This window comes from Brevibacillus sp. SKDU10, from assembly GCF_001645205.1.
Taxonomy (GTDB): Bacteria; Bacillota; Bacilli; order Brevibacillales; family Brevibacillaceae; genus Brevibacillus_B; species Brevibacillus_B halotolerans.
Genome location: NZ_LSSO01000207.1, coordinates 1 through 15369, shown reverse-complemented (window position 1 = coordinate 15369; position 15369 = coordinate 1). Strand labels below are relative to the sequence as shown.

At 40.4% G+C, this 15369-nt stretch carries 12 protein-coding genes; 1 reads left to right on the top strand and 11 read right to left on the bottom strand.

The window, feature by feature from the left end:
• The 9 genes from AYJ08_RS21130 to AYJ08_RS21090 all read right to left on the bottom strand — a co-directional run.
• Window positions 1-2334: peptidoglycan DD-metalloendopeptidase family protein (locus tag AYJ08_RS21130; protein ID WP_064019352.1), on the bottom strand; the 2334-nt coding region annotated here is incomplete at its 3' end.
• A gap of 10 nt (window positions 2335-2344) precedes the next feature.
• Window positions 2345-3397 (bottom strand): hypothetical protein, encoded by a 1053-nt coding sequence (locus AYJ08_RS21125; protein ID WP_064019351.1) that lies wholly within the window; start codon window positions 3395-3397, stop codon window positions 2345-2347.
• Window positions 3397-4014, bottom strand: coding sequence for an S-layer homology domain-containing protein (locus tag AYJ08_RS21120; protein WP_064019350.1), 618 nt, complete (start codon window positions 4012-4014; stop codon window positions 3397-3399). The genes AYJ08_RS21125 and AYJ08_RS21120 overlap by 1 nt, the downstream gene beginning before the upstream one ends.
• A gap of 125 nt (window positions 4015-4139) precedes the next feature.
• A complete protein-coding gene (locus AYJ08_RS21115; RefSeq protein ID WP_231929224.1) occupies window positions 4140-8624 on the bottom strand; it encodes a hypothetical protein in 4485 nt (1494 codons plus the stop codon).
• A 65-nt stretch (window positions 8625-8689) separates the two neighbouring features.
• On the bottom strand, window positions 8690-8839 hold the full coding sequence (locus tag AYJ08_RS24160) for a hypothetical protein (protein ID WP_197490777.1): 150 nt from the start codon (window positions 8837-8839) through the stop codon (window positions 8690-8692).
• Window positions 8840-9024: 185 nt separating this feature from the next.
• The gene (locus AYJ08_RS21105; RefSeq protein ID WP_082891050.1) at window positions 9025-9516 is read right to left on the bottom strand and encodes a DNA polymerase III subunit gamma/tau; all 492 of its coding nucleotides are present in this window, start codon (window positions 9514-9516) and stop codon (window positions 9025-9027) included.
• Between the two features lie 159 nt (window positions 9517-9675).
• Window positions 9676-10734: a hypothetical protein gene (locus tag AYJ08_RS21100; protein ID WP_064019347.1), complete on the bottom strand. Its 1059-nt coding sequence runs from the start codon at window positions 10732-10734 to the stop codon at window positions 9676-9678.
• Window positions 10735-11094: 360 nt separating this feature from the next.
• Window positions 11095-11355 (bottom strand): hypothetical protein, encoded by a 261-nt coding sequence (locus AYJ08_RS21095; RefSeq protein ID WP_064019354.1) that lies wholly within the window; start codon window positions 11353-11355, stop codon window positions 11095-11097.
• A 122-nt stretch (window positions 11356-11477) separates the two neighbouring features.
• Window positions 11478-11723 (bottom strand): hypothetical protein, encoded by a 246-nt coding sequence (locus AYJ08_RS21090; RefSeq protein ID WP_231929223.1) that lies wholly within the window; start codon window positions 11721-11723, stop codon window positions 11478-11480.
• Between the two features lie 276 nt (window positions 11724-11999).
• On the opposite strand from AYJ08_RS21090, the gene AYJ08_RS21085 reads away from it, so the two are divergent.
• Entirely contained in the window at window positions 12000-13001 is a 1002-nt protein-coding gene (locus AYJ08_RS21085; RefSeq protein ID WP_064019345.1) for a DnaA N-terminal domain-containing protein, read from the top strand.
• A 473-nt stretch (window positions 13002-13474) separates the two neighbouring features.
• On the opposite strand, the gene AYJ08_RS21080 is transcribed toward AYJ08_RS21085, so the two are convergent.
• A complete protein-coding gene (locus AYJ08_RS21080) occupies window positions 13475-14182 on the bottom strand; it encodes a hypothetical protein (protein WP_231929222.1) in 708 nt (235 codons plus the stop codon).
• Between the two features lie 174 nt (window positions 14183-14356).
• On the bottom strand, window positions 14357-15369 hold a 1013-nt coding region (locus AYJ08_RS21075), incomplete at its 5' end, for a flagellin N-terminal helical domain-containing protein (RefSeq protein ID WP_064019344.1).

Here is a 15369-nt window from a genome sequence, read left to right as displayed (position 1 = left end):
AAAAATTGTATTTCTCTCAAATGTAGGAGAATATTTCCCCGTCGCGTTATTTAGCGTAATAGCAGCAGTTGCAGAGGAGGTATCTAGATGTGAGTTCACCTCCCATGACATGATGTCATCTTCTAAGACGAACGTATCCTCGTATTGAAAGCTCCCCACCTCATACCACTTTTCTTTGTACGTATTCTCAATGTGAGTAGCAAACTGTTCGATTGCATAATTACTAAACGCATACTTCACATCAGCAAGGTGTATAGCTCCCTTTGTAACGGCAAACAAAATACGGTTTGTCCCATAAGGAACCGCTGTTCCGCGCACACCTGTATTTTCCCACTTTTCTTGATCATCAGGAAGCTGCTTCTTAACATAGACATCCATATCCGTTTCATTATGACAAACAACAACATACTCCACAAAATCCTTTTTATTGTCCACTTGATATGCTCCACCATTGGTACTGATCCCTGCGTCGGTAATCTCGATTTGATACCCTTTTTTTCCATCAGAAATATATACCTTCCCTTGGGAAGCTTTATCAACCTTCACCTTAAATTGAATGGTAAATGGGAAGCTTTTCACCCTGCCCACTCGTTCTAGGCCTGCTTCTTTTCCGTTAGTCGTAACGGTCTGATATGCACCATTATCCTGAATATCTGCTTGCTGATACATAATCCAATTCTTCGCAGAACTCATCGTATCTTCATAATCCCAAACCGTTTTCCTGTTAATTGATTCAACATCGAATTCACGTGCTTTTAAGAAAAGAATGCCAAAACGTCCAGTAGAAGCTTTGGAAGGATTGGATAAAGAAAATTCGATTTTGTGTTTTCCTTTTGGAACAGGAATAGATGGTGGATATGCGATACCGTACTTGGCATTTACACCCCTTATCGTAGCTACTGTGATCCCATCCACCTTGACCTGAACCACATCTTCCACTTCCATATTGGCCATGTAAGCCCAGCCTAAACTGCCAGCCTTAAACCAGTCATGCTCAAACGTAAACTTTTTAATCTGTCCGGCCGCGTTGGTTTTCTTAAATCCAAGAAGATGATAGGATTTATTGTGGGAATCGTAGTCAATGTACTGCTCGGCACCTGCTATCTCTGTATATTTAGCAGGGTCCAATGCCGTCTTTTTGGCAGTAAAATCCTTATGATAGGAAATCTTTTCAGTTGTCCGATTAAATTGATAGCTGGTAACGGCATGATCAATTGTACCATCTGACTTGCGTGTCCTACCATCTCCCCAGCTTTTCACCCGAACAAGAACTTGTTTTCTGCCAAATGCCCTGCACTTTTGATCATTTTCCATTAAAATATCAATCTTATTACCCTTGATGGCTCCACCAATGTCATCAGCCAGATATTCTCCCCAGCTAACGCCATCGACAATTACCTCTACTTTACTTTTTAGAGGTATGATAGAGGGATCGACAGCGATGATTTTGTCATTTTTCCAGACACTAACATCCGTTCCCCCTTTTGTAATTCCTGTACACCCCGTACATTTTGGATGATAGGCAGTGGCTTCCATTGAATATTCAATCGCGGTACCTGCTGATTGCACGGATTTTTGGGTTGGTGACAGGATACGTGCCGGAGCCTGAATGACCTTCTCACCCCGTAGAAATGGCTCTGGATTTAGGTCCTGACCATTTTGCCGCACCTCAAAATGAAGATGGGAACCGTCACCTCCCCCGCCTTTAATCACGAGTCCCGAATTCCAACCAATCCCAATCGGTTGCCCTGCATGAACCGTTTCTCCTTTTGTAACCAGCAGGTGATTCGGTTTCATATGAGCGTAACGAGTAGACCAGCCGTTCCCGTGATCAATGTACACCGCAGCACCGTACCCATTTATCCAGCCTGCTTGCACGATACGGCCTCCCCATACAGCATGGATATGGTCTCCTTTTTCACAATCCAAATCGATCCCTTTATGTCTTTTTCTAGAACACCTTGGATCAGAGTCATGCCAATCCGTAATCAGCATCCCATTTATATGAGTACTGTCATTCTTCTTACCATTGATCGTTTTACTGGACAAAATCGGCATTGACATCGTTGTATTAATCAATTCAGTCGGGGCGGTAATTGGTGTTCCATCTGTTTCATTCGTTAATGGTGTGATCCCGTCGATGGACAGCATATTTCCCACAACCGAGTCATACACGTACTGTACCGTATCATATTTTTGCCGAAATCCCGGCACGAAAGACAGCTTATCTAGCTCAATAATTACACGTGGCTGTGTTCCATACGCATTTATCCGTCTCATAATCGACTCCAGTAATCTGGAGGAAGGATAGTTCACATCACTTACAAAAGCCATTTTGCGTCACCTACCTAAATCTTTCTATTGCCCATTCAATGAATCGATTGAGAAAAACGATTGCTTCGGCACGCGTGATACATTCCTCGGGTTCAAAGCGTTCATCCTCATATAGCGGAAACGCGTAGCATCCATCCAAAAATCTTTCCTCTAAAATATCGATCACATCCGACTCGTACCACTTGCCAGAAAAGGTATCCTGATCAGCAATGTAACGAGTTGGAGATGGATTAGGCTTGTACTCCTTATCTGTAAAACGATTGTAAAAGCTTCTTCTCATACGTTGCAGGAATACCATAAATTCAAATCTTCTTAATTGGACTTTTGGGAAAAATCGATCATTATAACGTACACAGCTTGACTCTACTATGACTGTGTCTGTTGTTGTTTTGAATTTCCCGCCCACCTTATAGTTATACGTCACTTTTGCCGGATAGCCATTATACATGTAGGGTAGATACACTCGCCCTGCGTGCATAACAAATATATCTCGATTAAAGCCAATCGCTTCTTTTATTTTCTGTTCTGGATGATCTCCTGGTTGAATATCTACTAGCTTGCGCTTCAGCTTCACCCCTAAAACCGTACAAGTTTCGGGCTTTAAACGTAGGCTAAACGTATATTGGGATTTTTTCATCACATCCGCAGATGGCATGCGGACAGCATTTTCCCCGCAGGTGCTAAAGGGAGTATATACACAGCCTTCCTGCTTATATTTGGGCTTTCCGAAAGCAATACAGACAACTTCAATCCCGCCTGACATCGGATTGGACAACGTAATTTTCCCATTCTCTACCTTCTCGGGCTGAACCTCTACTCCATGTACGATCACAAAAATTGAATTATCATCATGTACCTTATAATCAGGAATGAGAAATTCCTGTTGTCCATCCACGGTAACAAAGCGCTTGACGATGCGCTCATATCCCTTTTCAAAAGCATCATAATACATCCCATCAATAAAACTCTGTGTGCCTTCACCATCCAAATGAAGACGAATAGCCTCCAATAAGTCCCGATAAAACCAATCTAGTGGATCAATGTCAATCCAACGCCTCACCATTAATACCCCCTTAAAATCCGATCAATATGACGGTAGGTCCTCATCAAAAAGGTGATTCCTTCTGCACGTGTGCATACTTTGTCAGGTCTGAAGTAAGAAATTGCCTCACCATCATCTTCATAGTTGGCAATTAATCCTCTCTGTTGCATTTCATCAACATATGTTTTTGCCCAATGCTTCTCCATATCAATGAATTGATTTTTGTATCGGTATTCATGCTCTTGTTTTCGAATAAGAGAAAGTCCAATCGTCACAATATATTTTGTTTCCATCTCTGCTGTTCGAATATCTGGTTCCCCGGTAAGAATCCCGACATAAATCGTACCCTTTTCATCATAGTAACGATGTTTGGCTCCACTAAACTGCAGCCAGTCTGCAAATTCCTTTTTACTGTAAAACAATAAGGTAAGCGTCGTTGTATAATGAGAGGTTCCATGACTGATTAAACCTGCAGAAGACGACAGCGTTTGATTTACATGTGTCTTTAGATTAGGCGAAGGCGGCTTGTAATCATTAATAAGCTTTGCTTTTACCTCGGTAAAACGAATGCCATTATCATAAAAGAGACGCTTTTTATATATGTAATCTTCTGAATGAAAGCTGTTTTGCTGAGTCATATTACTACCTCCTTGTTAGGGCATTAGACTTTATGGGAGAAAATTCAGGAAAGACATGCTTGTTGCTCAGTAAAAGAAATACCCTACCTCAATATAAGGTAGGGCTTCATTTTCATAACGAAATATTACGGATAACTTGAACGATAAGCTGCCGTCCCCATCATCATTTGGTCGCGTATGCTACCTACTCGACCTGTGAATAAGCCACGACCGATCCCATTCCCAATCGCTGTTAATTGTGCTGCTGAGGTATTGTTGGTTACATTAGGCAATGCGATATTTACTACTACATCACCTGATCCAACCGTAAAGGACTGATGCGTATTTCCACTCGTCAAATAATCATAACGGCTCATGGCTGTTATACCATCTGGCAAATTAAAGGTACCTACAGGCGATTTCACTTCCTCAAGAATGCCGAGCTGAGCCTGTAGAGATTGTTTCGTTAAATCCCGAATTTCTTGCATATACTTTTTCTGTTCTTCCGGACTCTTTCCAACCATATCCTTCTTGTATTGCCCGATTAGCTTATTTATGTCCTGAACTTCTTGTTTGGCGGAAGCAATACGTAGTGCCTGCAGTCTAGGGGAATCATCTGGTGCTCCTCCTCGTCTTAGCTTTTCAGCCAGGTACGCGTTTTCCCGATCTCCCGCCTTCTCTTCTAAATCAATCCGCTCAATGCCGATTTTTGATAGCGATAGATCCTTATAGCGAAGCTGTTCATTCAAAATGCTGTTATTCAAATCCTGAATAGCAAAGGCTAACTCATCTCTTTGATCCCCCTTCGCCTCCATCGCTTTTAATTCACTAAGTCTCTTTTGTAAGTCGCTAATTTTGGAGCTTGTAATTTTTTGTAATGCACCAATATAAGCCTTAGATTGTCTGTCCATGTTGATTGCAACCATCAATTCCTTGGCTTGAGCGACTTGTTCTGTCTGCTGTAGCCTTTTTTGTACAGAAGAAAACTTTGTTTGAAATTGTCTTTGCTGTTCCAGCTTTCTGTCCATACCTATCTGCTTTTGGCCTTCTTCTTCTGTACTTTTTCGATCATCGATTAATTGCTTATAGCGCTTTTCTTCTTCCTTGTATTCTTCAGAATTTTTATTTTGAATGCTTTGTAGGCGCTTCTTAGATTCTTCAATATACCTATCAAAAATTGCCAATTCACGCTGTAACACCTCTTCTAAGCGTTTTATCTGTGCTTCTTTCATATCAAGGAAAGCTTTGCTATCGGTAGCCACACCATCCAATTCTGCCTGTAAGCTCTCTGCCTCGGTTTTTTTCTGCGCCTCTGAGAAGCCCTCTTTAAGCCTAATCTTAGCTTCATCTGCGGTAATGTTGGATAAGAGTCCATTTTGATATTTCTCATCGTAGCTTTTCTTAGCCTCTTTTTCGATTAAAGCTTTCTCTTTATTCTTAAGCTGAGTCCGTTCATATTGTTTGATAAATGCCTGTTTTTTCTTTTCCTGGATTTCTTTTTTCTTGCCACTTGCCTCAGACCAAGCATTCACGGCTTCCTCTTCGGAAATATCATTATCTCTTAGATAATTGGCAAGATCTTCATTATTTTTGAGGTTCGCTCCCTGTTTATTGTACATTTCGCGAATTCCATCCATCATTTCCTTAGCGTGACCCACTCCTAAGTGTGTATCTTCTCCTCCAAAGAAGCGACTGACGCCATTCATGAAGGTCCCATACATAAGATAAAGAGTATTCCCAATGTTAGGTAAACTCCAAACTCCATTATCTCCCGCCACTCTTAATGTGTTCGCCACACCTACCATGTCTTGCTCTTTTTTTTCCGCACTCATTAATTGACGCTGATCTTCTGTGGTCGTTATATTCATGGCTACTGTCTTGGCAGCTTGGGCCAAAGCTAGCATGGCTACAAGCTGTGCCCCCATCTTGAAAATGTTAGCTGTTAAACCACCAATGGCTCCCCCTGCTCCCCTAGCGAGATCGGATGTTTCACTTAGGAAGTTCTTAAACTTGTCCCCCACTTTGTTTCGATTAACTTGCTCATTCATACTGCGCATCGCATGAGATAGCTCTAGATAGGTGGAAGAAGCGTTGCGTGTAACTGCCGAACTTTGCCTTAACGAATTCTGATAACTATCTAAAGCTTGTTGTAGACTCGTAATGCTATTGATCGCTGGAGAACCATTCCTCCGTAATTCCTGAAGATGCTTTTCAAAACCCTCAAATTCAGTTTGACTCATTGCACCTATGCGTGAAGCAACATTTTTAAATTCTGTATTAGAAGCCATTTTTTGCACAAAGGAAGTGCGATCCACTGTACTTGCCAGCAGAGTATTCAAAAATGTCGGCTGAATGAGATGATTAGAATCAGGATTCGTTTTCAACCGATTAGCATAAGTCCGATTCCGCTTAAATCTTTCTTGATAGGAAACCTTTCCTTTTTCCTTCCAGCTTTTTGATTCCTCCATCAATGCAAAAAAAGTAGGAAAATCATTTACCTTATGTCCAGAGCTGGCTATATATTTTTTAAAATGCTCGTGCTGAGCTTTACTCATGGAATTAAACTCTTGCATTCGTTTTAAAAAGATTTCATTTCCCTGAAAATCTGCTGCCTGCTGGCGTAATTTCCTATGATTTCCCTTTAAATCATTTCCCATCATGCTCGTTACTACAGGGTCTGATACCATCCCTTTCATACGATCCGCATAAGCAGTGCGCTCTCTTTGTTTTTCCCAGTTTTCGGGAATTCCAGATTTTTGCCAGCCCCATTTGATGCCTTTCATCAGTGTAAGACCAAGCAATGCGTTAGACAATACATCTGCTAAACTAGCAAAAAGCTGAATATTCCTTGAAACTCCATCTGCCATATTCATCAGCATATAAGCCACCTTATTAATAGATGGAGTCAGTTCAGTAACTAATGCGTCCAAGGCTACTTCTAAGCTTGCATTAACTCGATTCATATTGACTGAAGGATTTTGCAGGGACTGCTGAAGCATTCCCTCAAATGTAGACTGATCAAAGCCTTTCATCTTCGTAATAAGCTCTGCATGTGTTTTAGCTAAAAGGGCTTCCTGACTAGCGCCACCCCTCCCTCCTTCTTTGGTACCAAAGAAAGAATCGATCAGCCTATCTCGTTCAGCACTATTAGACAAGGAAGAAAGCATATCCGCAAAATCCTTATACATGGACTCTGCACTTCTGTTTTTCATTCTGCCAGTTGCTGGGTCCATCTCTTCTGTTTTGACACCGAGCTCTTTCGCTTTATCTCTTCCTTTGTCAGTTTCAAAGCGTTTCAGGATTTTTTCATAGATTCCGAGATTTGAATTTGTTTGAATGGAGGCAGCAGAAAGCCCTACGAGCATATCTGCGTCTGTTTTTGATTTGAAAGTATTACCAGCTTTATTAATCATTTGCAAAATTTGTTCACTGTTTGCCGTTCCCATTTGAGTGACAGCAGCAATAGAACGAATAATTTTATCATCCATTTCTTGCATGGATAGGCCCAGCTTATCTTTAGTAGCCAACAGGCCGTTAGCTACTGCTTTCATATCAGTAGAAGGGTCAATTATTTTGATCTGTGCTACCTGTTGTACTAGCTTTTTCATCTCTGCTGGTTCCGTAAGTGTTTTACTACCTATAGAGGCTACTTCAAAAAGCTGCTTAAAGGAAAGACCATAAAAAGAAGTTTGTTGACGAACAAAGCCTTTAATCCCTTCAATTGCACTCGCTACTTTTCCCTGATCAACCGAGCTTTGAGCGTTATTAGGATCAACTCGATAATCTTTTAACAGCGAGAGACTGCGGTATAGCTTGATCTCTTCCTGCTGAATATTATTAAAAATATCAATAGCTTGGTAGAGAAGTGAGGAAGGGTCTTTAGCTCCGCTTACCGCTAAGTTATTGCGAATAGAGGCAATAGCAGCGTTTTGAGCGTTGATAGCTGTCACTACACTAGCAGCAGGAGCCGCCTCGTTTGAAGCTGGAGAAGCACTAGCCTTCTTTCCAGGTACTGCTATGCCCATGTCTGCAGTACCATGATCTAATGAATGTAACATGACAGGAGAAGCGAGAAACGGCGGCAAGGTGCGGTTATGTCTCTGTATGCGCCCCGCACTTTGCCCAAATTCTTGCAATATATGGTCCACTTGGAGATCGAATTGTTTCTTAATCTTTTGAATTAGCTTTTCGTTGATCAAATTGATTTGACTTATGAGGTGTTTTTTTAGCCTAGGACTCGATTTAATATCTAATGTTTCAATGCTGTCTGCTAACTTCTGCAGTTCAAGCTGAATACCTCGTTTTACTTTTCCTCGCACCTCATCAGAGACTCTTTGCATCTGGGATTGTAATTCTGGCATTCGCTGAGTGAGTGTTCCAGCCCTCTGTCCCATATTCTTGCTTGCAGGCATGGTGCTACCATCCTGAGTCATTTGTTGGTGTAGCTTTCTTCCCATGTCTCTATTTACTTCTCTGTGAAAGGAACGTAGAGAATTGTGCGCCGTATTGATCCGAGCAGCCAAATTGCCAAATCGAGAGTCAAGTCGCTCCAGCTCCTTGCTGTATTGAATGGAGCTTTGAATGGAAGCGCGCAGTTCAGTGGCAAAGCTTGCTCTCATTTCATTATTCATCGTCTCACCTGCCTTATAAAATAAAACTCCTGCCCCTCCATTCAGGAGCAGAGCAGGAGTATGTATTAACCCAAAACGTTGGAAAGCCATTCCATATCTGATTCATCTGCTACTTTATAGCCATCCAGGTAAGTTCCATCTGATCTAGTCTCGGTCTGTCCATGTGATTGATCCTCGGAGGATAGCCCTCCGCCAAACAGGCTTCCAAAGGACATGGTTGAAACCTTCACAGTGAATTCGATATGTTCATTGCATTGCTCTAAATAAAAACCCAACTGAGGTAATGTCAGTTGCCAAACCTGATATTTATCCAGATGACAATAATGAGCTAGTTTAAAGAAAATATCAGCCCAATTGATAGGAGCTCGCGCCTTATACTCCTCATCTTCCTCCTCAGTGGTTACATTGACTTTTTTAATCCATTTAATCCAATCATGGCATCAATAATTTTTTTGGCAGTTTCTAAGTCTACAAAATCAGCTAAGTAATCTGCATCCACGTGCTTATAGTAGGGTTTAAACGCCATTAGAAGTACACGTAATAATTCCTCATAACGATCATCGTCTAGCTCTGACTCTGGAATTAAGTTGGCAATAATAATTCCTGAATCAATCGTATTTAACAATTTCATCAATTTTCGGGCATCCCTGATACCTAGAGGAGGAATTGAATACGTTTTGCCATCACGCAGCCGCACCTTTTCATCCTCTTCAAAAAATACCTTTTCGCGAATGGACGCCTCTTCTTGGTTCAATACCTTATCTGGTGTTTCCTCCTTTGTTGAAACGGCTTGTTGCTTTTCAACCTGACCGGCTACCTCTTGTTGAATAGCCTCCTCTTGCTCCGAGGTATTTTCCTGTTGCTTTGGAATTGCAAAATTTCGATTACTCAAAACATGGCACCCCCACTTGTGTTTTCCCCCATTTAATGTTTGACATAGGTAAGCTAAATGGCGGGGGTAACCAGATAGCTACCTATGCTGTCATTCTAAGTACTTCTTAGTGTTTTCGAACATGATTATGGAAAGAACCCCTCCTAGAGGGGTCCCTACCTAGCAAAGATTTTTGGCATTTGCACTTTGCGCTTCATATCGTTTGATTGTTCCAAGCTTTCCATCTACACGATCAGGATCAATAACGGTTAAGGTTACGCTATGTGTAGAAGCCTGTTGACGTTGTGCATCCACCGTAAAGTTTGATTTTACTCGGCACAAGTACAGTTCCGTTTGATAGCCTTGGATAGACCCGTCCTTTTGTTCAAATTGACCATCATGAATGACATGGACAGTAAGAGGCATATCCTTCGTACTAATATCCAACACGTCTACAACTTCATTACGTTTGTAGTTTACGTAAATATCCACGTCTTTTAAGGAAGAATGAAAAGATAGCGTACCGCCATTTACTGTGTACTCATTCTCTTTTGGAGTAGCGTTTGTCGTTTTCTTTAAAAGCTTGTTGCCTTTTAGGGTACGAACAGAAATTTGAGGATCTTTATGCAGGGCAGCTCCGAAAACAAGATCGACTTCGAATTTGCCGCCCGTTTCTTTTACAGTATTCTTCTCTTCTAATACCCAAACAAAGCCATCCTCATCGTACGATACTCCACTAAGAGCAACTGGATACAAGATAACCACGGTTTTACCTGCAAGAGCATCATCAAACGTAATGGTTTTACCTGCAAGTGTTACTTTAGATGTTACGTCTGTTCCGTTAATCGTGCTCTCATACGCTTTATGAGCAGGACTTGATACGGATGCTTCAGAAAGCGTACCCTGATAAGGTGCAGAAGATGGTACCTGTACCGCTTCCGTCACCATTTTATAGGTGGCACCACTAACACCTTCTCGTAATTTTGAGCCAAGAGCCAGACGGACAAGATTTAAGTCAAATTTTGCATCTTCGGCCGTGATATCAATCGTCTTTTTTCGTAAAAGGGTATCGAGAGCAACGCTAGAGTCCCCACCTTCAATATCTTGCATGTCAAGCTGAATATCTAAGCGCATGTTGTTCAACGTACCAATCGTGATTAATTCATCACAATTAGGCAATTTTGCCATAAATTTACCTGCACCCTTAATTAGCATTTTCTTATTCTTCGTTGTACTCATGTATGAAACCCTCCTCTAATCATCTCAAAACAATGGTTATAGTACTTCGTGCTTCCTTACGCTTTTTCATAGGCTAAACCTTTGAAAACCTCTGAATCTATCAATTCCTAGCCAAAGCGTGAAACTCATCGTTCTCTGATCAGTAACGCCTACTATATGCGTATAGATTCGAAACACAAGATACTATTAGCGCCCATCATCTTTTTCATGGTTCGTATCACAATATAAGTAAAAGCAGTGTAGGCTTTAACTAACCTGCGTATTGAAACGAGCTTTTTTCTGTTTATCTTTTCTCCTAATTAATGATAGTGTTCTTCATGCAATCCCTCTCCAAGACAACATGTGCTTCAAGAGTCATTTTTAAAGAAACCCTCTTCTCTTCATACAAGGACGACAGCCTTCAATCACCGTTTTAGGAATATACATTTGTTTATTAGATGACTCAACTTCATGTGGAAATACAAGATTTCCATAAGCATTCATTACTTTTCGCGTTTTCTCTCCCAAACAATGCAAGCAGGTTTGCGACTCTCCTGTAAATCCTTCCGCAAAATAATTTTTTTTTGCCTTTTCCGTTACGTAGCGGAAACCACATTGTACACATTTCTCTAATTTTTGCATTGTATCCATCCAATCTACTACTACTTCTTGTGCCCCTTGAAAAAAATGAAAAGTTTCGCAACCTTTCCTTAGGATAGAACCACTACTATAAAAGTAAGGTGCAACATTTACAATCGAAAAGGCTACATAGCAAGCTCTTGAATAACTCGATAAAGCTCCTCTTTATTTTTTACGATTACATATACTGGCGGCTCATGCTCGATAAAACTAACAAACTCTATTGTATATTCTGCTTTTTGTTGACTATTGACGTATATATCCGTCATCACAATACCTTTTTTGAATCGGAAAGCCAGTCCCATGAAATAGGTATCCCGACCGAAGCTGGACGTAATTTGTTTACAAAGGTTGTCTAACAATAGGATCATCTCCCTATTCGCAAAGATGGTTTCCATTTCAATATAAGTGAGCGGCAAGCATTGTTAACAATCTGTGTTCACATACATAAGCTGCCCACTCCATTGCTATATTTACAACAGACAGTTGCTCATGAAATACAAAACCCTCTCCTGTTACATTTGAAAGAGAGGGGCCTTCTTTATTTATAGAGGTATCATTAGAAGCTATACATTTTGATGGAACACAAACTCAGTCATTCCCGTCCATAAGACTGCTACTTCTTTTCTATAGAAAGGATTTCTTCTATGAAAAAAAAGAAACATCTCGATCTGAAGCAATTAACCTATTATCGAATTGAAAAAACAGGCATTAAAAAGCCTGTCACACGGATAAGAATTGTTAAAGGAAAGCCTGTTGAGCAGACCTATGATCAGGAGGTTTTACAACGAATCTATTACACCTATCAAGATTTTCAGACTCTTCGATTAGAAAAATTGGGGGTAAATCTACCCATTGATAACAAGGGGTTTACCACGATTAGTAATTATTTTTTAGACTTCTGGGGTGCTGTTATGGGAGCAACAGCCACTTCCCTTTTTATTCACCTTACTAGATATTGCTATGGAGACAAGGACTTCTGCTTTCCTGACTTACCTACTATCGCCGTAAAAATGAGGATAACAACCACGACTTTAAATAAATATATGGATATTCTTGAACAGCATGGCTTTATCTTTCGATTTTGGTTACAAAATCCTGAGGAGAATAATAATGATTGTGGAATTATCTATAAGGTAAGACGTACGATTCCTATTTTAAGCCGAGAGTTGGTTGAAAATCTGTCCAAGCCCTTTCAATCCATGCATGATCGATACATTGAACAGGTCATGGAGGTTACGCATATTGAGCTTGCAGAAAGTTACGATTACACCAATGATTTCGAGAAATTACGCGAAAAAGGTAAGCTTGGCAGGCTCCCGATTGACCTTTCACCTGCTGAACGTATCTTATATGCTAAAAGGAGGATTACAGCTATTATGGATCAAAGGAGCATAGCAGATGAACAGCTGTGGATTAACGTGCTGGGTTATATCCGGAAACGGCTAACTCTTAATTCATTTAAAACCTGGTATGCCGACACTTTTTGTATCTCAAAAGAGAAAGAACTTATGATCTACGCCAAAAACGCATTTCATCGGGATTGGCTATCCAGTCGTTATCGGGAATTAATTATGGAGGCTCTCCACGATGCATCCCATTTTTTTGAACAAATAACTTTTGTGGCCTGTCTAGATGAAAACGAATAAAGCTTCTCTAAACCTTTGTTTCTTTCCATAAACAATATTTTATGGGTAGCCCATTAAAATACTATGGGCAACACCCAAGTTCAATAACAAAAGGCTGATACAATTTTTATGGGTAGGTTATCCACAGATTTTTGGCCCATAAAAAAATGATCTGGTCAGGGCAGATAAAAAAGAGATCGGCATCTGCCCATAAAAAAACTATGAACATAAAAAAAACTAAGTCTTTATCTTTTCCTTATTACTTAATATAAAGAGGAATGTTGTTTTTGATGTAAACTTATTAGGAAGCTTGAACAAAAGAACCTATGACATATTGTATTCATATGTATGGGCTAGAGGAAATTGTATTTTTTCATTCACATCTACAAAGAGTTGCTACTGTAGCGAATCCATATTTTTAAAGCTACATTTTTCATAACTCAAAATCACAAGCTGGGTTATTCTACTATACCACCCAGCTTTAAGCCCAAATTTTACTTTTCAAAAACAAGAGGAGTTCTAACCGAAATAGAACTTACTTTTCGATCTGAAGAATCGGTATCTATCTGGATAAAAATCTGATTTTTCCCTACATTATAATACATCTCATAGCCACCATAGGCTTCATTATCATAAGCATTCGTTGGTTCGCCTAAGCCTTGTCGAATATCATGTTCTGTAAGCTGAACATTGTAATAGGTTGGTTCGACCGTTATTCGATTAAGCTTAGTAGTTGGCTTTACTTGATTTAATTCTTCTCCGCAGGAATCATGGTCATAAAAGAAATTGGCAGTGGTCTTAGGGTGGTCATAACTATACGTCCAGCATTCAACATTTGCCACTTTAGGCTTACCATAGACTTTTTCTATCTCATTGTAAGCGGTTCCTATTGAAGTCGTGATACCTTTCAGCTTACCTTTTTCCGCTTGCTCTTTTATATCGAGGAGCAGTTTGCTCTTGGTCGAATCGAGGGGTTCTGTAGATTTATCAGTAGGTTTGTCTGTAGTTGTTTTACTTTTTGTCCCTGAATCAATTGGGTTTCCTTCTACTGTTTTGCTTATGCTTTCCTTCTCTGACTCCACTCCTTTTTTCGCTTCTGAAACTTGGATGTTGACTTCCTTGTCGGCCTGTTTCGATGTAGAACAGCCTACTAATAATAGCGAGATAGATGTAAATATTGCGAATATATGCTCTATTTTCATTGTGTGCCTCCTTTCTTATAAGAAAAATCTTTCTATTGTCGATGACATGAAATAATGAGATCGTCTTATAATTGTAATATACTGGTCATTTTACTTCAACACAACTTAGTCTTTTACGCAAACAAAAAAGACCCAGCGCGAGGCTAGGTCTCTTTTGTCTGTATAGACGATCAATTAACGAAGTAATTGAAGTACGCCTTGAGGCTGTTGGTTAGCTTGTGCAAGCATTGCTTGAGCTGCTTGAGTCAAGATGTTGTTCTTCGTGAAGTCCATCATTTCTTTTGCCATATCTACGTCACGGATACGGGATTCAGCAGCTGTTAGGTTCTCTGCTGTTGCTCCCAAGTTGTTGATTGTGTGCTCTAGACGGTTTTGGTTTGCACCTAGTTTAGAGCGCTCTTCGGATACTTTGTTCAGTGCGTTGTTGATGGTTGTGATTGCTTTGTCTGCTGCTTTTTGAGTGGAGATGTTAACACCTCTTGTGTCATCAACGTCTGTTAAAGCAGCTTTGGCAATTGTCTTCTCAGCTAATACGGCTGCATCATCAGTTCCCTTTTTACCAGTAGCAAGTTTTGCTTCAACTCCTACACCTTTTAAAGCTGATAACACTTCGTCAAGTTTTGCGGATGATTTTGCACCATCTGTAGAAGCTAATGATACAGTCACTTTTCCATCCTTATCTACTTTAGCAGTTGTAGCAGAATCTTTCGCTCCAACAACAAATTCAACTTTGAAAGTCTCGTCTGCGCTTCTGTTAGTAAATGTGATATCACCTTCAGTTTGTTCTTTAGCAACACCATTTACACCAAGCTCTTTGTTACTCATGTCGTTGATGCTCAATTTGATGCTTTGTCCTTGGTTAGCACCGATATGGAATGTTTTGTCTTCGAAAGATCCATCTAGTACTTTTTGGTTGTTGAACTCTGTGTCTGTAGAAATACGTTTGATTTCTTTGGACAATTCATCAACTTCAGCTTGAAGCTTTTGACGGTCTACGCCTTCATTTGTGTCAGAAGATGCTTGAACTGCTAGTTCGCGCATACGTTGTAGGATGCTGTGTGTTTCAGTCAATGCACCCTCAGCAGTTTGGATCAAAGAGATACCATCTTGCGCATTTTTAGAAGCCATTTCTAGACCGCGGATTTGGCCACGCATTTTTTCGGAGATTGCTAGACCTGCTGCGTCAT

What these genes read in the sequence shown, in the direction of transcription:
- AYJ08_RS21125 (WP_064019351.1), bottom strand. Translation starts at nt 3,397, where the DNA reads ATGGTGAGGCGTTGGATTGACATTGATCCACTAGATTGGTTTTATCGG.
- AYJ08_RS21120 (WP_064019350.1), bottom strand. Translation starts at nt 4,014, where the DNA reads ATGACTCAGCAAAACAGCTTTCATTCAGAAGATTACATATATAAAAAG.
- AYJ08_RS21115 (WP_231929224.1), bottom strand. Translation starts at nt 8,624, where the DNA reads ATGAATAATGAAATGAGAGCAAGCTTTGCCACTGAACTGCGCGCTTCC.
- AYJ08_RS24160 (WP_197490777.1), bottom strand. Translation starts at nt 8,839, where the DNA reads ATGTCCTTTGGAAGCCTGTTTGGCGGAGGGCTATCCTCCGAGGATCAA.
- AYJ08_RS21100 (WP_064019347.1), bottom strand. Translation starts at nt 10,734, where the DNA reads ATGAGTACAACGAAGAATAAGAAAATGCTAATTAAGGGTGCAGGTAAA.
- AYJ08_RS21095 (WP_064019354.1), bottom strand. Translation starts at nt 11,355, where the DNA reads ATGCAAAAATTAGAGAAATGTGTACAATGTGGTTTCCGCTACGTAACG.
- AYJ08_RS21090 (WP_231929223.1), bottom strand. Translation starts at nt 11,723, where the DNA reads ATGATCCTATTGTTAGACAACCTTTGTAAACAAATTACGTCCAGCTTC.
- AYJ08_RS21085 (WP_064019345.1), top strand. Translation starts at nt 12,000, where the DNA reads ATGAAAAAAAAGAAACATCTCGATCTGAAGCAATTAACCTATTATCGA.
- AYJ08_RS21080 (WP_231929222.1), bottom strand. Translation starts at nt 14,182, where the DNA reads ATGAAAATAGAGCATATATTCGCAATATTTACATCTATCTCGCTATTA.